The sequence below is a fragment of the Streptomyces sp. NPDC002125 genome, from assembly GCF_053593715.1.
On record NZ_JBSFDD010000006.1, the window covers coordinates 58,674 to 78,267 of the forward strand.

Genomic DNA, 19,594 nt, shown 5'->3' on the forward strand with positions numbered 1-19,594 from the left:
GGTCTTGCCTTCCAATCCTTGAGGGGGTCCCGGTTACTTGAGGTCGTTCTCGGTGTAGTAGCCGCCGTCGACGAGGACCTCCTTGTAGTTGGCCTTGTCGACGCTGACCGGCTGGAGCAGGAAGGCGGGGACGACCTTGGAGCCGTTGTCGTAGGACTTGGTGTCGTTGACCTCGGGCTTCTTGTCCTTCAGGACCGCGTCGACCATGTTCGACGCGACCTTGGCGAGCTCGCGCAGGTCCTTGTAGACGGTCTGCGTCTGCTCACCCGTGATGATCGACTTCACCGAGGCGACCTCGGCGTCCTGGCCCGTGACGACCGGCATCGGCTTGGACGTGGTGCCGTAGCCGTCCGACTTCAGGGCGGAGAGGATGCCGATGGAGATGCCGTCGTACGGGGAGAGCACGGCGTCGACCCGGGCGCTGCGGTAGCTGGACGTCAGCAGGTCGTCCATGCGCTTCTGCGCGGTGCCGCCGTCCCAGCGCAGGGTGGTGACCTGGTTGAGGGCGGTCTGCTTGGACCTGACGACCAGGTCGCCCTTGTCCACGTAGGGCTTCAGGACGTTCCAGGCACCCTGGAAGAAGTACTTGGTGTTGTTGTCGTCGTTGGAGCCGGCGAACAGCTCGATGGAGAAGGGGCCCTTCTTGCCGTCCTCAAGGCCGAGCTTGTCCACGATGTACGAGCCCTGGAGCTCGCCGACCTTCTCGTTGTCGAACGAGGCGTAGTAGTCGACGTTCTCCGTGCCCAGGATCAGCCGGTCGTAGGAGATCACCGGGATGTCGGCGTCCTTGGCCTGCTGGAGCACGTTGCCGAGGGACTTGTTGTCGATCGCGGCGACGATCAGGGCGTCCACACCCTGCGTGATCATGTTCTCGATCTGCGAGACCTGCTGGTCCGGGTCGTCCTCCCCGTACACCAGCTTGGTCTTGTAGCCCTTGCCCTTCAGTTCCTTCTCGACGTTGGCGCCGTCGGCGATCCAGCGCTCGGAGGACTTGGTCGGCATCGCGATACCGATGGTGGCACCCTCGGCGCCGCCCTTCTTCTCCTCGCTGCCGCCTTCGCTGTTCTGGCCGCAGGCGGTCAGGGCGAGGGCGAGGGAGGCGGTGGAGGCTATGGCGGCGAGTGCGGCTCTGCGGTTGCGCATGGTCATCATCCTTGATGTGGGTCTTGGCTCGGTCCGGTGGTGCCCGAAGGATGAGGGCGGCTCGACCGAGAACAGGTGTGTGGGATTGTGCGCGGCTGTGTCTTCTTTTGGTGAGCGTTTTTCCGGAACGTTATGACGAGATCTCGAACCGGTTGAGCGACCCCGGGAGCCGGGACCCGAGCGGGGACATCCCGCCGTCGGCCCCGTGGCGCGCGAGCAGATCGAGCGCGAGACGGCCGCGCCGCACACGCTCCTTGGCGGAGGACAGCGCCAGATCCCGCAGGTGCTGCCCGTAGGGGTAGATCCCGGGCGACTTGGAGAGGCCGAACTTCAGGTACAGCGGCGAGCCGCGCCGGATCAGCTCGGCGATCTCGTACATCCGCACATAGCCGCCGAGGTCGTCGGGGGCCTCGACGTAGAGGTCCATCGGGGCGGCGGACACCCGGCGGATCTCCGTGAACTGAGCGAGCGTCAGGTCGGAGGGGATGTTGATCGAGTCGGCGCCGAGCTGCTCGAACACGGCGTACGAGGCCGGGTTGACCGGTCCGATGAGCGCCGACACCTTGAAGGTGGTGTCCGCGGGCAGGACCCCCTGCGCCCGCAGGCGGTGCAGCGTCCACAGCACGCCCTCGTCGGCCACCAGCAGGCACTTCACGCCCAGGGACGCCGCGCGCAGGGCGTCCTCCACGCAGCCGGCCACCGCGTCGTGGCCACGGGCCCGCAGCCCCGCGCCGCCCGAGTCCGTGCGGACCGACGCGCCGGTGTCCCAGGTGCCGCGCGGCCCGGTGAACAGGCAGAGCTCGATGTCGCGTTCGGCGCAGCCCTCCACCATCTCGGTGATCTCGGCGTCCGTCAGCATCCAGATGCCGCTGCCCTGGCTGATGCGGTGGACGGGGACGTCGAGCCGGGCGGACTCCTTCAGTACGACGCCGAGGGCCTCCGGACCCTCCACGGACGGCACCTCGGTGCGCCAGCTCCCGCCGTCGGGGAAGGAGTGCGTGGAGGCGTCGGCCGAGGACAGGGGCGCCGGGCCGAGGCCGAGCGCGGTGAGCGCGGCATCGCCGGGCCGGCGGGGGCCGGCTGCACCGGGGGAAGAGACAGGGGCGTCTTTCACGACAGGTCCTTCACGTTCGGTATTTCGGACGACATTCGGATCATTGGGTGTACGCCGGTACGGAGGCGGTCAGGACGCCGCCGTACCGGCGTACGGATCAGGGCGGACCCGTCACGGCCGCAGCAGCACCTTCCCGGTCTCCGGGTCCCCGGACCCCACCAGCGCCACGGCCTCGGCGAACCGCTCCAGCGGGAACTCGTGGGTGATCAGGGGCGCGGGGTCCAGCAGCCCGGCCGTGAACGCCCGCACCGCGTAGGACCAGGCCGACGACGGCGCGCCGAAGACGCTGCGCACGGTGAGCTGGCTCAGCGACAGGTGCACCGGGTCGATGCCCAGGGCGCCCGGGGTGAACATCCCGGTCAGCACGACACGCCCCCCGCGCCGCGCCAGCAGGCACGCGTCGGCCGCGGTGGACGGCGCTCCGGCCGTCTCCACGACCAGGTCGTAGCGGCCCCGCACCTCCTCGGCCTCCTTGGGGACCAGGGCCGCGCTCGCCCCGAAGTCCTGGGCGAGGAGGGCCCGTTCCTGCCTCGGGTCGATCACGGTGAGCTCCGCCGGAGACACCGCCGCCAGCAGTTGCACCGCGAGCAGCCCCAGTGTGCCCGCACCGAGTACGGCGATCCGCTCGCCGGGCTCGGGCGCCCCGGCCCGCACCGCCGCCGCGATCACCGCGGCCGGCTCCAGCAGGGCCGCCGCCCGGAGATCGGCGTCGTCGGCCAGCGGGTGCAGCAGCCGTGCCGGGACCACCAGATGATCGGCGAACGCGCCGGGCCGGGTGAAGCCCGTCTCGTCGTAACCCGCGCCGCACAGGGAGGTCTCGCCCTCCCTGCACCGCTCGCACCGCCCACAGGCCCGGAAGCCCTCGGCGACCGTACGCCGGCCGGTCAGCGCGGGATCGACACCCTCGCCCACGGCGTCGACGGTCCCCGACCACTCGTGACCCGGGACCACGGGGTAGCGCACATAGGCCGGGTCACGGTGGCCGTCGTACACCTCGCGGTCGCTCATGCAGATCCCGGCGGCGGCGACGCGCACCCGGACCTCGCCGGGGCCGGGTTCCGGGAGCGGTCCCTCGGTCAGCCGGTGGCTGCCGGGCCGCTCCACGGTCAACGAGCGGGAGAGGGGACTCACTTGGGCTGCCTCTTCTCCCAGCCGTCCGCCCACAGGTCGAACCGGGCCTGCTGCTGCGGGAATTCGGCCGCCGCGTCCACGTCCAGCTCCACACCGAGCCCCGGGGCGTCGGAGAGCTCGAAGCAGCCGGTGGCGGGGTCGACCGTCGGGGCGCCCTTGACGACCTTCTTGATGTCGGCGTCCGCGAAGTCGTTGAAGTGTTCGAGGATCTTGAAGTTCGGGGTGCACCCCGCGACCTGGAGGCTGGCCGCGGTCAGCACCGAGCCGCCCACGTTGTGCGGGGCGATCAGCGTGTAGTGGGTCTCCGCGGTCGCCGCGAGCTTGCGGGTCTCCAGGATGCCGCCGATGTGGCCGACGTCCGGCTGGATGATGTCGACGGCCTGCGACTCGAAGAGCTCGCGGAACTCGATCCGGTCGTGGATACGCTCGCCCGTCGCGATCGGCAGGTCGACCTTCTCCGCGACCTTGCTCAGCGCCTTCAGGTTCTCCGGCGGCACCGGCTCCTCCAGCCACGCGGGCCTGAAGGGCGCCATCTCGCGGGCGATCCGCACCGCGGTCGACGGGCTGAACCGGCCGTGCATTTCCAGCATCAGCTCGGTGTCGGGGCCGATGGCGTCCCGCACGGCCTCGATGAGGGAGACGGCGTAACGGGTCTCCTCCTGGCCCAGCTCGAAGTGGCCGGTGCCGAAGGGGTCGATCTTCAGGGCGCGGTAGCCGCGCTCGACGACTCCCTGCGCCGCCTTGTGGTACGCCTCGGGGGTGCGCTCGGTGGTGTACCAGCCGTTGGCGTACGCCTTGACCCGGTCGGTCACCTTCCCGCCGAGCAGCTGCCAGACGGGGACGCCCAGCGCCTTGCCCTTGATGTCCCAGCAGGCCATCTCGATGACCGCGATGCCGGACATCACGATCTCCCCGGCCCGCCCGTAGTCGCCGTACTTCATCCGCTTGACGAGGTCCTCGACGGCGAACGGGTCGGAGCCGGTGATGTGGTTGGCCGACGCCTCGCGCAGGTAGCCGAGCAGCGCGTCCGTGCGGCCCAGCATCCGGGTCTCGCCGACCCCGGTGAGACCCTCGTCGGTGTGGACCTGGACGTAGGTGAGGTTGCGCCACGGCGTGCCGACGACATGCGTGCTGATTCCGGTGATGCGCACGGGTGTTGCCTCTCCACGTGTTCGGTATTTCGTCGCTCGTTCGAAATGCTGGCGTGACGGTAATTCGGGCCCGGGGACGTGTCAATGGTTCGCGCACGTAGGCTGAGGCCATGAGTGATCTCGGGGCGGGTTTCGGATACTTGATCAAGGGCCAGCGCTGGGCTTTCGGGCACGGACGGTGGCTGGGTCTGGGCCTGCTGCCCGCACTGATCACTCTCGTCGTCTACGCGGGCGCGCTCGTCGGACTCGGTTACGGCGCCGACGACTTCGTCGGCTGGGCCACCCCCTTCGCCGACGACTGGTCCTCGCCCTGGCTGGGGCTCCTGCGCAACACCCTGACCGTCCTGGTCTTCGCCTTCGGGATATTCCTCGCGGTCATCACGTTCACCGCGGTCACCCTGCTCGTCGGCCAGCCGTTCTACGAGTCGCTGTCCGAGGCGGTCGACCGCAGCGAGGGCGGCGAGGTACCGGAGTCGGGCCTGCCGCTCTGGCGCGAACTCTGGATTTCCGCCCGTGACTCCGTCCGCATCCTGCTGCGCGTCGCGTTCTACGGCGTGCTGCTCTTCGCCCTCGGGTTCATCCCCGTCGTAGGGCAGACGGTGATCCCCGCGTTCGGCTTCTGCGTCTCCGGCTACTTCCTCGCCGAGGAGCTCACCTCCGTGGCCCTCCAGCGCCGCGGCATGGTCCTCAAGGACCGCCTCCGGCTGCTGCGCGGACGCCGCGCCCTGGTGCTCGGCTTCGGCGTCCCGCTCACGCTCGCCTTCCTCGTGCCCTTCGTCGCCGTGCTGCTGATGCCGGGCGCGGTCGCCGGTGCCACGCTCCTGGTCCGCGACCTCACGGCCGCGCCCGAGGACCCGGAGCCGGCCCGCGAGCCGCATTCCCTGCGCAAGGACTGACGCGCAAGGACCGACGCGCCGGGAGGGACGTGCCGGGACTGACGCGCCGGGAGGGACGCGCCGGGGAGGGCGTCCGCGTCCCCGGGCCCTGGGGACACGGACACTGCTCGGGTGGGTACCCGCCCCCGGCAGACGAACGGCACACCAGGAGCACCCGAACATGGCGTCGAACGAGACAGGTTCACCGAAAGCCTCCGCCGAGATGTTCCTCGATGACCTCCGCGAGCGCCTCGGCGACGACCTCGTCGACGCCTCCTCCCTGACCAGAGCGCTCTACTCCGCCGACGCCTCGAACTACCGCGTCGTCCCCCGGGCCGTGGTCATGCCCCGGACGAAGGAGGATGTGATCGCGGCGGCCGGTGTCGCCCGCGCCCACAGGGTTCCCGTCACCGTCAGGGGCGGGGGCACCTCCTGCGCCGGCAACGCGGTGGGTCCGGGGCTCGTCATCGACTTCTCCCGTTCCATGAACAGGATCCTCTCGGTCGATCCGGAGTCCTCGACGGCCGTCGTCGAGCCGGGCACCGTCCTGAGCACGCTGCAGAAGGCGGCCCAGCCTTTCGGGCTGCGCTTCGGCCCCGACCCCTCCACCGCCACCCGCTGCACGATCGGTGGCATGATCGGCAACAACGCCTGCGGTCCGCACGGCCTCTCCTACGGGCGTACGGCCGACAACGTCGTGTCGATGACCTGGCTGACCGGCCGCGGCGACATCATCACAGCCGGATCGGGGAGCGGCGCGCTCGACGCGGTGCCCGGCCTCGGCTCCTTCGTCTCGGAGCATCTGGCTGTGCTGCGCACCGAGTTCGGACGCTTCGCACGCCAGATCTCCGGCTACTCGCTTGAGCACCTGCTGCCCGAGAACGGACAGAACCTCGCGGCGGCCCTGACCGGTACGGAGGGCAGCTGCGGCATCCTCCTTGAAGCCACCGTCCGGCTCGTCCCGCAGGCACCGGCGCCAGCCCTGGCCGTCCTCGGCTATCCCGACATGGCCGCCGCTGCGGACGACGTGCCGAATCTCCTCCCCTTCCGCCCGCTGGCCCTGGAGGGCCTGGACGCCCAGCTCGTCGAGGTCGTCCGCCGGGTGCACGGCGGCGCCGGCGTCCCGGACCTGCCCTCGGGCGGGGGATGGCTCATGGCGGAGATCGGCGGAGCCACCTCGGAGGAGGCCGTCGAGGCCGGGCACCGGCTCGTCGCCGCGTCCGGCTCGGCCGACGCCGTCGTCCTGCCCACCGGCCCCGACGCGACCAGGCTCTGGCAGATCCGCGCCGACGGCGCCGGGCTGGCCGGGCGCACCGCCACCGGCGCGCAGGCCTGGCCGGGCTGGGAGGACTCGGCGGTCCCCCCGGAGAGGCTCGGGGACTACCTGCGCGGGCTCGAAGCCCTGATGGCCGAGGAGGGCCTCTCCGGGCTCGCCTACGGCCACTTCGGCGACGGGTGCGTCCACCTGCGCATCGACTTCCCGCTCGAAGCCGGGGGATCGCTCATGCGGCGGTTCCTCGAACGCGCCGCCGCCCTCGCCGCCGGGCACGGCGGCTCCCTCTCCGGCGAACACGGCGACGGGCGGGCCCGCTCCGAGCTGCTGCCCGCCATGTACAGCCCGCAGGCCCTGCGCGCGATGGAGGAGTTCAAGGCCCTCCTGGACCCCGACGACCTCATGAACCCGGGCGTCGTCGTCCGCCCCGCACCGCTCGACGCCGGTCTCCGCCGGCCCCGGGCGCTCCCGCTCCTGGCCACCGACGGCTTCGCCTTCCCGCACGACGCGGGCAGCGTCACCGACTCGGTCCACCGGTGCGTCGGGGTGGGCAAGTGCCGGGCCGACCTGCGCGGGGAGGGCGGATTCATGTGCCCCTCCTACATCGCCACACGGGACGAGAAGGACTCCACCCGAGGCCGTGCGCGCATCCTCCAGGAGATGCTCGACGGCGGAGTCGTCACGCGCGGCTGGAGCTCCCCGGAGGTGCACGAGGCCCTCGACCTGTGCCTGAGCTGCAAGGCCTGCGCGAGCGACTGCCCCACGGGCATCGACATGGCCACGTACAAGGCGGAGGCCCTCCACCAGACCTGGAAGGGGCGCCTGCGCCCCCGCAGCCACTACACGCTCGGCCGTCTGCCGCAGTGGCTCAGGCTCGCCGCGCCACTGGCCCCGCTCGTCAACCTCGCGGGCCGCGTCCCCCCGCTGCGCAGGGCGATGCTCCACCTGATGGGGGCGGACACCCGCCGGTCACTGCCCCGGCTGCCCCTCAGACCGTTCCGCTGGAGCAAGCAGAGCAAGCAGAGCAAGCAGAGCAGACCGGGCCGGCTGAGCAAGCAGAGCAGGCGGAGCGGGCCGGGCGGGCACCGCAGCGGGACGCCGGGCGCCCCTCAGGTCCTCCTCTGGGTGGACTCCTTCTCGGACGCCATGGACCCCGACATCCCCCGGGACGCCGTCGAGGTCCTCACCGCCGCCGGTTGCGACGTCGAGATCGCGGGTCCCGGCGCCTGCTGCGGCCTCACCCTCGTCTCCACCGGACAGCTCACCGCCGCCAAGGCCACGCTCACCAGGACGCTCGACCTCCTCCACCCCCGGGTCCACGAGGGGAGGACCGTCGTCGGCCTGGAGCCCAGCTGTACGGCGACGCTCCGCTCGGACCTCCTGGAACTCCTGCCCGAGGACCCCCGCGCCGCCGAGCTGGCCCGCTCGGTCCTGACCGTCGCCGAGTTCCTCGCCTCGATCGGCTGGACCCCGCCACGGGCGGCGCGGAAGCTCCTCGTCCAGCCCCACTGCCACCACCACGCGGTCATGGGATACGGCCCGGACAGTGCCCTCCTGGAAGCCATGGGCTGCGACGTGGAGATCTCCGCGGGATGCTGCGGACTCGCCGGGAACTTCGGCATGGAGAAGGGGCATTACGAGCTCTCCGAGCGGATCGCGCGGGACGGCGTCCTCGCCCGGGCGTCCGCCGCCCCGGACCGGCGCGTCCTCGCCGACGGGTTCTCCTGCCGCACCCAGCTCCGCGACCTCGCGGGCCTCGACGCCCGGCACCTGGTGCAGATCGTCGCCGAGGCCCTGCGCCAGGGCGAGGCCGTGGAGCGCTGAGCGGGCTCAGCGCACGGAGAAGCCGTACACCGTCTCGGAGACGAACTCCTCGCCCGGCCGCAGCACGGTCGACGGGAACTCCGGGCGGTTCGGAGAATCCGGGAAGTGCTGGGTCTCCAGCGCGATCCCGGCGCACGGCTCGAAGGGGCCGCCGAGGTGGTCGGCCGTGTACAGCTGGAGGCCGGGCTCCGTCGTACGGACCGTCAGCACGCGTCCGGACGCCGGGTCGTGGAGCTCGGCGACCGGCTCCCCGCCGGTCTCGTCCAGGACGTAGTTGGTGTCGTAACCGGGGCCCACCGGCTTCGCCTCGCGGAAGTCGTACCTGGTCCCGTCCACCGGCGCGAAGACGCCAGTCGGGATCGCCTGGTCGTCCGAGGGGGTGATCCGCCCGGCGGCCAGCCGCAGTTCGTGCCCGAGAGCGCTCCCACTGTGCGCCCCGGCGAGGTTCCAGTACGTGTGATTCGTCAGGTTCACCACGGTCGGCGCGTCCGTCGTCGCCCGGTAGCCGATCCGCAGCGCGCCGTCCTCGTCCAGGGTGTAGTCCACACGGACCGCGAGACGCCCCGGGAAGCCCTCCTCGCCGTCCTCGGCGACCAGGGAGAGCCGCACGCCGTCCGGCAGCTCCTCGGCGTCCCACACGCGCTTGTCGAAGCCGCGCTCCCCGCCGTGCAGCGAGTTGCGGCCCTCGTTGGGTGTGACCTGGTGCGTCCGCCCGTCCAGGACGAAGGAGGCACCCCCGATCCGGTTCGCGTACCGGCCGACCACGGCGCCGAAGTACGGGCTCGCGTACGCCTCGTACTCCTTGGCGTCCGGCAGTCCGAGGGCGACCTCGGCCCGCGTGCCGTCCCTGCCGGGGACCTCCACCGACTGCACCACGGCGCCGTACGTCAGCACGCGCACCCGCGTGCCCGCGCGCTCCAGGGTCCAGCGCCTGACCGGCGTGCCGTCCATGAGAGTGGAGAAGTCTTCGCTCTGTACCGCTGTACCCGTTGTCACGATCAAGAACTTTACGCCGGGGGCGAGGCGGCCGTGACCGCGCGATAAGCGATTTCGGCCAGCCTGGCCTGGCCGTCGCGCCCCGGATGGAACCAGTCCCACTCGCTGAGCTGCTCACCCGTGAACCGGTAGTCGAACACCGCCCCGCCGTCGTCACGGCAGCGCTCGTCCCGCGCGCAGACGTCCCGCAGCACCTCGTTGTACGCGACGACCCGCTCCCGCACCGCGTCGCGCCGCGCGACGGCCGCCGCGCCCATGTCGTCCGCGTCGCCCAGCATCGACCGGCAGATGCCCAGCTTCCAGATCTGCTTGCCCAGCGGGTTCTGCCGCCCCGTCGACCAGAGCCGCTTGAGGTCCGGCACGCTCGACACGTACACCTGCGCCTCGGGTGCCCCCGCGCGCAGCTGCCGCATCGACGCCTCGAAGGACGCCCGGAAGTCGGCCACGGGGGTCATCAGCTCCACCGAGTCCCGGCAGGCGTCGTTCGCGCCGATCATCACCGTGACCAGCTCCGGCTCCTCCTGCGCGGCCAGCGCCATCTGCTCGGGCAGCTGAGCCATCCTGGCGCCCGACACGGCGTGGTTCCAGCTGTGCGATGCCGTCCTCGACGCCCCCAGGATGCGTACGGCGAGGCTCCGCACCCCGTCGTCCGTCCCGGTCGCCCAGGACACCTCGGGGCAGTCGGCCAGCACGGAGCAGGCGTCGAAGCCCCGGGTGATGGAGTCCCCGACCGCGGCGATGGAGGTGGGCCGCACGTCCCACACGGGCGTCGGCGAGGGGGAGGCGCTCCGAGACGCGGCGGAGCCGCGCTCCGGCCCGTCCTGGCCGGAGGTGCACCCCGTGAGCACGGCCGCGGTGACGGACACGACCGCCGTCAGAGTGGTGAACGCCCTGCGGACGCGACGGCGTGACACCTGCTCAGCCATCTCTGATTCCCCTCCGGTCACACGGGTGATTGTGCCCCTGGCACAACCGACAGCCCCAGGTGGCGGCCCCCGACCCCCTCGCGGGTGAATGGTGCGCGAATCACGGGCCCGGGACCGACCGTACGTCACACACCCGACCCCGGCGCACGGTAGCTTTTCCCCGTCGAACCAGTGGCGCCCGACCGGCCCGCGGACGAATCGGCGGGTCCGGTAAGTTCTCTCACGTCACATACTGTCCCTTTTCAGGAGATTCACTCCCGATGCTGTTTACTGTTGACAACCTCGGGAGCCGGCCGGGAAGAGGCGGTACGGGCGCGAGGCCGCTGGGGAAGGCGAACCTCGTCCCACACTGGAGGTCCCGGTGACGACACGTGGAGTCCTGTACGTTCACTCCGCACCGCGCGCGCTGTGCCCGCATGTCGAATGGGCGGTGGCGGGTGTACTCGGTGTGAGAGTCCAGCTCGACTGGATCAGACAGCCGGCCGCGCCCAGCACCTGGCGGTCCGAATTCTCCTGGCAGGGCCGCGCCGGCACGGCTTCGGAGCTGGCCTCGGCCCTCCGCGGCTGGGACATGCTGCGCTTCGAGGTGACGGCGGAGCCGTGCCCGACGGCGGAGGGCGAGCGCTACAGCTCGACGCCCGGCCTGGGCATCTTCCACGCCGTGACCGGCATGCACGGCGACATCCTGATCCCCGAGGACCGTCTGCGGGCCGCGCTCGCGCGGTCCGTGCGCGGCGAGACGGATCTGGAGGCGGAGGTCGCCAAGCTCCTGGGCAAGCCCTGGGACGACGAGCTGGAGTCCTTCCGCCACGCGGGCGAGGGCGCACCCGTCCGCTGGCTGCACCAGGTTGTCTGAGGGGCCCTCAGTCCTTGCTCCGCCTCGCTCTCCGCCCCCGCAGAAACGTTCTCCCTCGGGTCCCGGGCCCGGCGGGAGCGGAATCGAGCCCCTCCGGCGATTGAGGAGCGGGGGCGTGGGGGCGGAGCCCCGCCGGGAACCGGCCATCGGCATGCGTGAGGCCCGCCCCCCGGTGCGGGAGACGGGCCTCACGACAGCGACGCGGGTCAGACCGAGCGGAACGCCAGCACCACGTTGTGGCCACCGAAGCCGAACGAGTTGTTGATCGCGGCGATCGGCCCCTCCGGCAGCGCGCGCGGCTCGTCCCGGACGATGTCCGCCTCGACGGCCTCGTCGAGGTCGTCGACGTTGATGGTCGGCGGAGCCAGCCGGTGGTGCAGTGCCAGCACCGTCGCCACGGTCTCGATACCGCCCGCGCCACCCAGCAGGTGACCCGTCATCGACTTGGTGGCGGAGATCGCGACATGGTCCAGGTCGTCGCCCAGCACGGCGCGCAGCGCCTTGATCTCGGCGACGTCGCCCTGCGGCGTGGACGTGGCGTGCGCGTTCAGGTGCACGACCTCCGACGGCTTGAGATCCGTGGAGTCCAGCAGGTTCTGCATCGCCGCGGCGATCCCGCGCCCCGTGGGCTCGGGCTGCGCGATGTGGTGGGCGTCGGCGGACAGGCCCTGGCCCAGCACCTCGCAGTAGACCTTGGCACCCCGCGCGGCGGCGTGCTCGGCGGACTCCAGGATGACGACGCCGGCGCCCTCACCGAGTACGAAGCCGTCACGGCCCGTGTCGTACGGACGCGAGGCCTTCTCGGGCTCGTCGTTGCTCTTGGACATCGCCATCATGTTGGCGAACGCCGCGATCGGCAGCGGGTGGATGGCCGCCTCGGTGCCACCGGCGACGACCACGTCGGCACGGCCGGTGCGGATCATCTCGACGGCGTAACCGATGGCCTCGGCACCCGACGCGCAGGCCGAGACCGGGGTGTGGACACCGGCCTGGGCGTTGACCTCCAGGCCGACGTTGGCCGCCGGGCCGTTGGGCATGAGCATGGGAACGGTGTGCGGGGAGACGCGGCGTACGCCCTTCTCCTTCAGTACGTCGTACTGGTCGAGCAGGGTGATCACGCCGCCGATGCCGGAGGCGATGACCGAGCCCAGACGCTCGGGCTGGATCTTCTCGTCCTCGCCGGCCTTGCCGGTGTAACCGGCGTCGGCCCACGCCTCGCGGGCGGCGATCAGCGCGAACTGCGCCGAGCGGTCCAGCTTGCGGGCGAGCGGACGGGGCAGTACATCGCCGGGGTCGACGGCCGCGAGGGCGGCGATCCGGACGGGCAGTTCGGCGAAACGTTCGCCCTCGAGAGGCTTGACGCCGGAACGACCGGCCATCAGACCTTCCCAGGTCGATGCGGAGTCGCCACCCAGCGGAGTGGTTGCGCCGATACCGGTGACGACCACGGTGCGATTGGTCGGGCTCACTGGAAAATCTTCTCCACGTGTAGAGGGTCGTGAATCAGCGGCGCCACCGCCGGGTGGCGACACACGGGACGGGCTGGGATCAGCCCTGGTGCTTCAGGATGTAGTCGGCGGCGTCGCCGACCGTCTTGAGGTTCTTGACGTCCTCGTCGGGGATCTTGACGTCGAAGCGCTCTTCGGCGGCGACGACGACCTCGACCATGGACAGCGAGTCGACGTCCAGGTCGTCGGTGAAGGACTTGTCCAGCTTGACGTCCTCGACCGGGATACCGGCGATCTCGTTGACGATGTCGGCGAGACCGGTGACGATCTCTTCCTGGGTGGCGGCCATGTTGGCGCTCCTTCGATGTGTTTCTGCAGGGTTCGGGCGTGCGGACCGAAAGGTCCGGTGTGCCTAGGGGAGGGTAACGACCGACGCGGCGTAGACGAGACCCGCCCCGAAGCCGATGATGAGCGCCGTGTCGCCGCTCTTGGCCTGACCGGTCGCCAGAAGCCGCTCCATTGCGAGCGGAATCGAAGCGGCCGACGTGTTGCCGGTGGTTTCCACGTCACGGGCGACCGTGACGTGCTCCGGCAGCTTCAGTGTCTTCACCATCGAGTCGATGATCCGCATGTTGGCCTGGTGCGGAATGAAGACATCCAGGTCCTCCGGGGAGATCCCGGCCGCTTCCAGCGCCTGCTGGGCGACCTTCGCCATCTCGAAGACGGCCCAGCGGAAGACCGCCTGGCCCTCCTGGGTGATGGCGGGGAACTTGACCTCGCCCCGCTCGTTGAGCGGCAGGTTCGAGACGTCGCCGATGTGGAAGTCGTTCCACGCGACGGTCTGCTTGATCGTCTCGGACTTGTCGCCCTCCGAGCCCCAGACCGTGGGGCCGATGGCCGGCTCCTGGGACGGGCCCACGACGACCGCGCCCGCACCGTCGCCGAAGAGGAAGGCCGTCGCGCGGTCCTCCAGGTCGGTGAGGTCGCTGAGCCGCTCGACGCCGATGACGAGCACGTACTCCGCCGAGCCCTCGACGATCATGCCCTTGGCGAGCGTGAGGCCGTAGCCGAAGCCCGCGCAGCCGGCGGAGATGTCGAAGGCGGCGGGCTTGCCCGCGCCGACCCTGTGCGCGATCTCGGTCGCGACGGCGGGGGTCTGCTTGAAGTGCGAGACGGTGGAGACGATGACTCCGCCGATCTGCTCGGGAGTGATCCCGGCGGCGGCGATCGCCTTGCCCGAGGCCTCCACGGACATCATCGCCACGGTCTCCTCGTCGGAGGCCCAGTGGCGGGTGGCGATACCGGAGCGGGAGCGGATCCACTCGTCGGACGAGTCGATCGTCTCGAGGATCACCTCGTTGGGCACGACACGGGTGGGGCGGTAGCCGCCGACACCCATGATCCGTGCGTACGGGGCGCCCTTGCTGGGCTTGATCTTCGACATGCTCTCGGGCTCCTTAGGCACCCGCGTGCTCGGAGATGAGCGCGCGGGCGGCGTCGAGGTCGTCGGGGGTCTTGAGCGCGAGGGTCGGCACACCGGGCAGCGCGCGCTTGGCGAGCCCGACCAGGGTGCCGCCGGGCGCTGCCTCGATGATGGCCGTGACGCCGAGGGTCTTGAAGGTCTCCATGCACAGGTCCCAGCGGACCGGGTTGGCGACCTGGCCGACGAGCCGCGAGACGACCTCGTCGCCGGAGGCGACCGTCTTCCCGTCGGCGTTGGACACGTACGTCACCTTGGGGTCGGAGACCGTCAGGGCGGAGGCGGCGGCGCGCAGCTTCTCCACGGCCGGGGCCATGTGGTGCGTGTGGAAGGCACCGGCCACCTGGAGCGGCACCACACGGCGCACGCCTTCGGGCTTGTCCTCGGTCAGCGCGGCGATCTGGGCCGCGGTGCCGGCGGCGACGATCTGGCCGCCCCCGTTGACGTTGGCCGGGGTGAGCCCCAGCTTCTCCAGGTGGGGGACCGTGACGTCCGGGTCCCCGCCGAGGAGCGCCGCCATGCCGGTCTCGGTGACCGCGGCGGCCTCGGCCATGCCGAGCCCCCGGGTGCGCACGAGACTCAGCGCGGCGTCTTCGCCGATGACGCCGGCGAGCGCGGCGGCGGTGATCTCACCGACGCTGTGGCCCGCGACGACGCCGGGCGAGGCGTCCAGGGCGGCCGCCGAGATGAGGCCCGCGGCGACCAGCAGCGGCTGAGCCACCGCCGTGTCGCGGATCTGGTCCGCGTCGGCCTTCGTGCCGTAGTGGGCAAGGTCGAGCTCGATGGCGTCGGACCAGGCCGCGATGCGGTCGGCGGCACCGGGGAGTTCGAGCCAGGGAGTCAGGAAGCCGGGCGTCTGAGCGCCTTGGCCGGGAGCGACGAGTACGAGCACCCTCACACTCTCTCTTGTGGACGGCCCCGGACGCCCGTGGGGACAAGGACGAAGAACCGTCAGGGGAATTGTTGAACTTCGACAAAAGTCTAGGGCTGGGTGTCTCCGGCGGCCAAGCGCCCCAGGATGAGGGCGATCCGCAGAGTGAAAGCGGAACGGACGTCGGAAGGCGACCACCCGGTGACGTCGGTCACACGTCGCAGCCGGTAGCGCACGGTATTGGGGTGCACGAACAGCATCCGCGCCGCGCCCTCCAGGCTGCTCGCCTGCTCCAGATACACACTCAGCGTCTCCAGAAGTGCCGAACCCGCTTCTTCGAGCGGTCTGTAGATCTCCTCCACCAGCTGATCGCGCGCGGCGGGGTCTCCCGCCATCGCGCGCTCCGGAAGGAGATCGTCCGACAGGACGGGCCGCGGAGCGTCCTGCCACGCCGAGCATGCCTTCAGTCCGGCCGCCGCCGCCTGTGCGGACCGGGTGGCCGCGAGCAGGTCCGGGACCACGGGACCGGCGACGACGGGACCGGCCGCATAGGGCCCGATCAGCGACTTCGCGACGTTCAGGGGGTTGTCGCTGCCGCCCGCGATCACCACGAGGCGGTGTCCGAGCACTCCCGTGAGCACCTGGAGCTTGGCGTGCCTGGCCGCCCGCCGGATGGCCTCAACGGTGAGCTCGCTGTCCCCGTCGGGGGCGGTCCCCAGGACGACGCACACATGCTCGGGGGAGTTCCAGCCGAGCGCGGCCGCCCGGGACACGGCGCCCTCGTCCGCCTCGCCGGACAGCACGGCGTTGACGACGAGGGACTCCAGCCGGGCGTCCCACGCCCCGCGGGCCTCGGCGGCCTGGGCGTAGACCTGGGCGGTCGCGAAGGCGATCTCGCGGGCGTAGACGAGCAGCGCCTCGCGCAGCACCGACTCGTCCCCGGGCGCCGCCACCTCCTCGATCGCGGTCTCCATGACCTCGATCGTCGTACGCACCATCTCGACGGTCTGCCGCAGGGTGATGGCCCGGGTGAGCTCGCGCGGAGCCGTGCCGAAGACATCGGTGGAGATCGCCTGAGGTGTCTCCGGATGCCGGAACCACTCGGTGAACGCGGCGATACCGGCCTGGGCGACCAGGCCGATCCAGGACCGGTTCTCCGGTGGCATGGCCCGGTACCACGGCAGCGTCTCGTCCATGCGGGCGATGGCGTTGGCGGCCAGCCGGCCGGAGGCTTGCTCCAGCCGTTTCAGGGTCGCGGCGTGGAGGTGGGGGTCATGCGCGGCGGGCTGTTCAGGATCGGGTCGGGGCACGCACACAAGACTGCCTTATCGGGGCAGGTGTCCGGATGGGTGGGGCGCCAGGTCGGCCACCGGAGATACCGTGGGAGCGTGATGGACGTACGCCGCTCCGGCGACCGCTTCCGCGGCGGGGACCAGGCCACGGGTGACTCCGCGGGCATCCAGACGCTGCACGCGTTCTCCTTCGGGCGGTTCTACGACCCGGACAATCTGCGCTTCGGGCCGATCCTCGCCTGCAACGAGGAGCGCCTCGCACCCGGCGCCGGCTTCGACGAGCACCCGCACAGCCACACCGAGATCGTGACCTGGGTGGTGGAGGGCGAGCTCACCCACCGCGACTCGGCGGGCCACGCGACCGTCATCCGGCCCGGTGACGTCCAGCACCTCAGTTCGGCGGCCGGGGTGCGGCATGTCGAGCGCAACGACGGGGTCCGGCCGCTCACCTTCGTACAGATGTGGCTGGCTCCGCTCGAACCCGGCGGCGAGCCCTCGTACACCCATGTCGCGGGGATAGCCGACTCCACCCCGTACGCCCTGCCCGAGGCCGGCGCGATGCTGCATGTGCGCCGGGCGTCCGAGGGGGAGCGCATCGCCGTGCCGGACGCGGCGGGCGTCTACGTCCACGTCGTACGGGGCGAGGTGAGGCTCGACGGGGAACTGCTGGGGGAGGGGGACTCGGCCCGGATCACGGACGCGGAGGGGCTGGAGCTGGAGGCCCTCGGACTGGTCGAAGTGCTGCTCTGGGAGCTCGCCTCCGTGTGAGGGGCTTCCTCCGCCCGGCACCCAGATCTTCATCTCGTGGACACGAGGGCGCCAGTGGGCCCGGCCATGATCGGGGCCGTCCCCGACCCCGTGCCTGGAGGCCCTCATGTTCCGCCGGACCCTGTCCGTCCTCGCCGCCGCCGTCGCGCTCGCCACGGCAGGTACCACCGTGCAGGCCTCGGCCGCCGAGGGCGTGTCCCGCCCCGGCGCCCGTGTGCTGGACGTGATGTCCTTCAACATCCACCACGCCCAGGGAACCGACGGCGTGCTGGACATCGAGCGGATCGCCCGCGTGGTCAGGGGGAGCGGCGCCGACGTCGTGGGCCTCCAGGAGGTCGACAACCACTACTCGGCACGCAGCGAGTGGGCCGACCAGTCCACCGAGCTGGCCGCAGCGCTCGGCTACCACGTCGTGTTCGGCGCGAACATCGACAACGCCCCGCCGGCCGGGAGCGGGCACCGCGTGCAGTACGGCACCGCGATCCTCTCCCGCTACCCGATCACCGCGTCGGACAACACCTGGCTCTTCAAGTCGCCGGGGCAGGAGCAGCGTGGACTGCTGCACGCCACGATCGACGTCCACGGCAAGAAGGTGGAGTTCTACAACACCCACCTCGCCGCCAGTTCGCAGACCGACCGCCTCCAGCAGACCGCTCAGGTCGTGGACCTGATCGGCGCGAGGAAGCCAGGCATCCTGGTGGGCGACTTCAACGCCCTGCCGGCCGCGCCGGAGTCGCTGCCGCTCCAGCAGGCCTACACGGACGCGTGGGCCAGGTCTCCGCATCCGCGTGGCGACGGTGCGACCCACCCCTCCGAGGCCCCCACCGCGCGGATCGACGTCATCTACACGACCCGTGGGGTGACCCCCCTCGTCACCCACGTGGTGACCATCGACCCGGCCGCCTCCGACCACCTGCCGCTGGTCGGCAAGGTGCGCGTCGGGCCGTGAACCCCGGGCGACCCGCACCGCGCCGTGCGGGCCGGTCGTGCGATGGTGCGTGATGGCCATGTGGCTTGCTGAAAAGGGCAACTTGATGACACATCGTTCGCGAAGACGCCGGCTGTCGGCAGTCGCTCTGCTGCCTCTCCTCGGCCTGGCCGTGGCGTGCTCCGAGGGCACTGCCTCGCCCGAAGCATCCGAAGCATCCGAAGCGTCCGAAGTACCTGGAGCGTCCGGAACGCCCGGGGCCCCGGAGCGGGAGCAGGCGTCGGCGAAGCCGAAGGCCCGCTCGACGCCTCTCACGGCCACCGCGCTGACATCCGCCGTGCTCACCGAGGCCGAGGCCAAGGCCGAGGGTTTCACCGTCACGGGCGGGGACGCGCGGGACGGTGCCGCCACGCGCGATCTCGGCAAGGAGACCTCTGAGCCCTCGCAGTGCGTGGGCCTGCGGCAGGCGCGCAGCGAGAACGCGCCGGATCGCGGTGAGTCGGCCATGGCCTACTCGGTCATGTACCGGGGCGAGGACACTTCGTGGCCCAGGAAGACCGTGCTCACCAGCTTTCCCACGACCACTGCGCGTGCCCGCATGACGGAACTGCGCGGAGCTGTGGGCGCCTGCGGCCGGTTCGAGGTGAAGAGTTCCTTCGGGCCTTCTTCCGTCACGGTGGAGACGCTCCCGGCTCCGTCCCTCGGTGAAGAGGCCGTGCGCTACCGCATGCTGAGCCGCATGGAAGTGGATGCGGGAGCACCGGTTCACTACGCCTACTCGCTGGTCACCGTCGTTCGTGTGGGAGGCGTCATGGCCTCGGTGGAGACCGGTGAACTCCTCGGGCCGATCGCCTCCGGGCAGCTGGAGGGGGTCAGGCCGGAGCCGGGGCCCGACGAGCGGATGATCGCGGCACTGATCGAGAAGGTGAGCGAGGCTGAACGGGCCTGACCCCGCCCATCGATCCGGGCGTGTCCGCCGACCTGCCCGCGCCGTCCCACCGGACCCGGTTCCATTCGGGTCCCGGTGCGGCCGTCCCTCACGCCCCCGTGGTGGAGCCGGGGCGGACGATCATCAGGACGACGACCACGGCCCAGATCAGGTTGAAGACGCCGGTGAGCATCGTCAGCCGGCTCGCCGTGGGGCGCGCCTCCTCCGGGGTGGGCGCGTCCCCTCCCTCCCCGAGCAGGCGCCGCTGCCCGGGGAGGACGGCGAAGCCGAGGATGCCCGCGGCGATCATGGTCAGTACGAGCGAGACGATCAGCCAGGCGTCGGTGAGCACCCCGAGCGCGGCACCGGTCGCTATGCCGAACACGGGCACGAAGATGCCCCCGAGCGCGTAGCCGTAGCAGATGCGGTGCAGGAGCGCGGCGATCCCGGTGGACCTGGCCGCCCCTTCCGTGCCGTCCAGTGCGCGCAGCGCGTAGCGCGGGAACATCGAGGCGGCGACGGTGATCGACCCGATGGTCACGATCGCCGCCAGGACATGGACGGACAGCAGGAACTTGGTCACTTCGGGT

At 71.1% G+C, this 19,594-nt stretch carries 18 protein-coding genes; 6 read left to right on the forward strand and 12 right to left on the reverse strand.

Annotated elements, in window-relative coordinates:
• Positions 1-33: 33 nt before the first annotated feature.
• From chvE to ACWCQM_RS12790, 4 genes are all read right to left on the reverse strand, one after another.
• On the reverse strand, positions 34-1,143 hold the full coding sequence (chvE, locus tag ACWCQM_RS12775; RefSeq protein WP_450915318.1) for a multiple monosaccharide ABC transporter substrate-binding protein: 1,110 nt from the start codon (positions 1,141-1,143) through the stop codon (positions 34-36).
• A 130-nt stretch (positions 1,144-1,273) separates the two neighbouring features.
• Positions 1,274-2,257, reverse strand: a complete 984-nt coding sequence (locus ACWCQM_RS12780; protein WP_450915319.1) for a hypothetical protein — start codon at positions 2,255-2,257, stop codon at positions 1,274-1,276.
• Positions 2,258-2,368: 111 nt separating this feature from the next.
• Positions 2,369-3,388, reverse strand: coding sequence for a zinc-dependent alcohol dehydrogenase (locus ACWCQM_RS12785; RefSeq protein WP_450915320.1), 1,020 nt, complete (start codon positions 3,386-3,388; stop codon positions 2,369-2,371).
• Positions 3,385-4,539 carry a mandelate racemase/muconate lactonizing enzyme family protein gene (locus tag ACWCQM_RS12790; RefSeq protein WP_450915321.1) on the reverse strand — a complete coding sequence of 385 codons (1,155 nt, stop codon included), beginning with the start codon at positions 4,537-4,539 and terminating at the stop codon, positions 3,385-3,387. Before ACWCQM_RS12790 ends, ACWCQM_RS12785 begins: the two co-directional genes overlap by 4 nt.
• A gap of 110 nt (positions 4,540-4,649) precedes the next feature.
• Between ACWCQM_RS12790 and ACWCQM_RS12795 the strand changes: the two genes are divergently transcribed.
• Positions 4,650-5,435 carry an EI24 domain-containing protein gene (locus ACWCQM_RS12795; protein WP_450915322.1) on the forward strand — a complete coding sequence of 262 codons (786 nt, stop codon included), beginning with the start codon at positions 4,650-4,652 and terminating at the stop codon, positions 5,433-5,435.
• 160 nt (positions 5,436-5,595) lie between these two features.
• Positions 5,596-8,511, forward strand: a complete 2,916-nt coding sequence (locus tag ACWCQM_RS12800) for an FAD-binding and (Fe-S)-binding domain-containing protein (protein ID WP_450915323.1) — start codon at positions 5,596-5,598, stop codon at positions 8,509-8,511.
• A gap of 6 nt (positions 8,512-8,517) precedes the next feature.
• On the opposite strand, the gene ACWCQM_RS12805 is transcribed toward ACWCQM_RS12800, so the two are convergent.
• Both ACWCQM_RS12805 and ACWCQM_RS12810 read right to left on the reverse strand, forming a co-directional pair.
• Positions 8,518-9,462: an aldose epimerase family protein gene (locus ACWCQM_RS12805; protein WP_450915562.1), complete on the reverse strand. Its 945-nt coding sequence runs from the start codon at positions 9,460-9,462 to the stop codon at positions 8,518-8,520.
• 56 nt (positions 9,463-9,518) lie between these two features.
• Positions 9,519-10,433, reverse strand: coding sequence for an SGNH/GDSL hydrolase family protein (locus ACWCQM_RS12810; RefSeq protein WP_450915324.1), 915 nt, complete (start codon positions 10,431-10,433; stop codon positions 9,519-9,521).
• Between the two features lie 361 nt (positions 10,434-10,794).
• Between ACWCQM_RS12810 and ACWCQM_RS12815 the strand changes: the two genes are divergently transcribed.
• A complete protein-coding gene (locus tag ACWCQM_RS12815; protein WP_450915325.1) occupies positions 10,795-11,289 on the forward strand; it encodes a DUF3145 domain-containing protein in 495 nt (164 codons plus the stop codon).
• A gap of 206 nt (positions 11,290-11,495) precedes the next feature.
• Here the strand turns inward: ACWCQM_RS12815 and fabF are convergent, their stop codons facing one another.
• The 5 genes from fabF to ACWCQM_RS12840 form a co-directional block, all read right to left on the reverse strand.
• Complete coding sequence (gene fabF / locus ACWCQM_RS12820; RefSeq protein WP_450915326.1) at positions 11,496-12,758, reverse strand: beta-ketoacyl-ACP synthase II; 1,263 nt, start codon at positions 12,756-12,758, stop codon at positions 11,496-11,498.
• A gap of 79 nt (positions 12,759-12,837) precedes the next feature.
• Entirely contained in the window at positions 12,838-13,086 is a 249-nt protein-coding gene (locus tag ACWCQM_RS12825) for an acyl carrier protein (protein WP_032776045.1), read from the reverse strand.
• A gap of 63 nt (positions 13,087-13,149) precedes the next feature.
• Positions 13,150-14,181, reverse strand: coding sequence for a beta-ketoacyl-ACP synthase 3 (locus ACWCQM_RS12830; protein ID WP_450915327.1), 1,032 nt, complete (start codon positions 14,179-14,181; stop codon positions 13,150-13,152).
• 13 nt (positions 14,182-14,194) lie between these two features.
• Positions 14,195-15,109 (reverse strand): ACP S-malonyltransferase, encoded by a 915-nt coding sequence (locus ACWCQM_RS12835; RefSeq protein ID WP_450915328.1) that lies wholly within the window; start codon positions 15,107-15,109, stop codon positions 14,195-14,197.
• 89 nt (positions 15,110-15,198) lie between these two features.
• Positions 15,199-16,398, reverse strand: coding sequence for a PucR family transcriptional regulator (locus tag ACWCQM_RS12840; protein WP_450915329.1), 1,200 nt, complete (start codon positions 16,396-16,398; stop codon positions 15,199-15,201).
• A gap of 81 nt (positions 16,399-16,479) precedes the next feature.
• Here ACWCQM_RS12840 and ACWCQM_RS12845 point away from each other — a divergent pair, with 81 nt between their 5' ends.
• From ACWCQM_RS12845 to ACWCQM_RS12855, 3 genes are all read left to right on the forward strand, one after another.
• The gene (locus ACWCQM_RS12845) at positions 16,480-17,148 is read left to right on the forward strand and encodes a pirin family protein (RefSeq protein ID WP_450915563.1); all 669 of its coding nucleotides are present in this window, start codon (positions 16,480-16,482) and stop codon (positions 17,146-17,148) included.
• A 106-nt stretch (positions 17,149-17,254) separates the two neighbouring features.
• On the forward strand, positions 17,255-18,097 hold the full coding sequence (locus ACWCQM_RS12850; RefSeq protein ID WP_450915330.1) for an endonuclease/exonuclease/phosphatase family protein: 843 nt from the start codon (positions 17,255-17,257) through the stop codon (positions 18,095-18,097).
• Positions 18,098-18,182: 85 nt separating this feature from the next.
• A complete protein-coding gene (locus ACWCQM_RS12855) occupies positions 18,183-19,025 on the forward strand; it encodes a hypothetical protein (protein ID WP_450915331.1) in 843 nt (280 codons plus the stop codon).
• An 88-nt stretch (positions 19,026-19,113) separates the two neighbouring features.
• Here ACWCQM_RS12855 and ACWCQM_RS12860 read toward each other — a convergent pair whose 3' ends face one another.
• Positions 19,114-19,587 carry a DUF2269 family protein gene (locus tag ACWCQM_RS12860; RefSeq protein WP_450915564.1) on the reverse strand — a complete coding sequence of 158 codons (474 nt, stop codon included), beginning with the start codon at positions 19,585-19,587 and terminating at the stop codon, positions 19,114-19,116.
• Positions 19,588-19,594 lie beyond the last annotated feature (7 nt).

Coding starts and splice junctions, on each gene's coding strand:
- ACWCQM_RS12830 (WP_450915327.1), bottom strand. CDS start 14,181: ATGTCGAAGATCAAGCCCAGCAAGGGCGCCCCGTACGCACGGATCATG.
- ACWCQM_RS12825 (WP_032776045.1), bottom strand. CDS start 13,086: ATGGCCGCCACCCAGGAAGAGATCGTCACCGGTCTCGCCGACATCGTC.
- ACWCQM_RS12850 (WP_450915330.1), top strand. CDS start 17,255: ATGTTCCGCCGGACCCTGTCCGTCCTCGCCGCCGCCGTCGCGCTCGCC.
- ACWCQM_RS12800 (WP_450915323.1), top strand. CDS start 5,596: ATGGCGTCGAACGAGACAGGTTCACCGAAAGCCTCCGCCGAGATGTTC.
- chvE (WP_450915318.1), bottom strand. CDS start 1,143: ATGCGCAACCGCAGAGCCGCACTCGCCGCCATAGCCTCCACCGCCTCC.
- ACWCQM_RS12805 (WP_450915562.1), bottom strand. CDS start 9,462: ATGGACGGCACGCCGGTCAGGCGCTGGACCCTGGAGCGCGCGGGCACG.
- ACWCQM_RS12795 (WP_450915322.1), top strand. CDS start 4,650: ATGAGTGATCTCGGGGCGGGTTTCGGATACTTGATCAAGGGCCAGCGC.
- ACWCQM_RS12810 (WP_450915324.1), bottom strand. CDS start 10,433: ATGGCTGAGCAGGTGTCACGCCGTCGCGTCCGCAGGGCGTTCACCACT.
- ACWCQM_RS12845 (WP_450915563.1), top strand. CDS start 16,480: ATGGACGTACGCCGCTCCGGCGACCGCTTCCGCGGCGGGGACCAGGCC.
- ACWCQM_RS12855 (WP_450915331.1), top strand. CDS start 18,183: ATGACACATCGTTCGCGAAGACGCCGGCTGTCGGCAGTCGCTCTGCTG.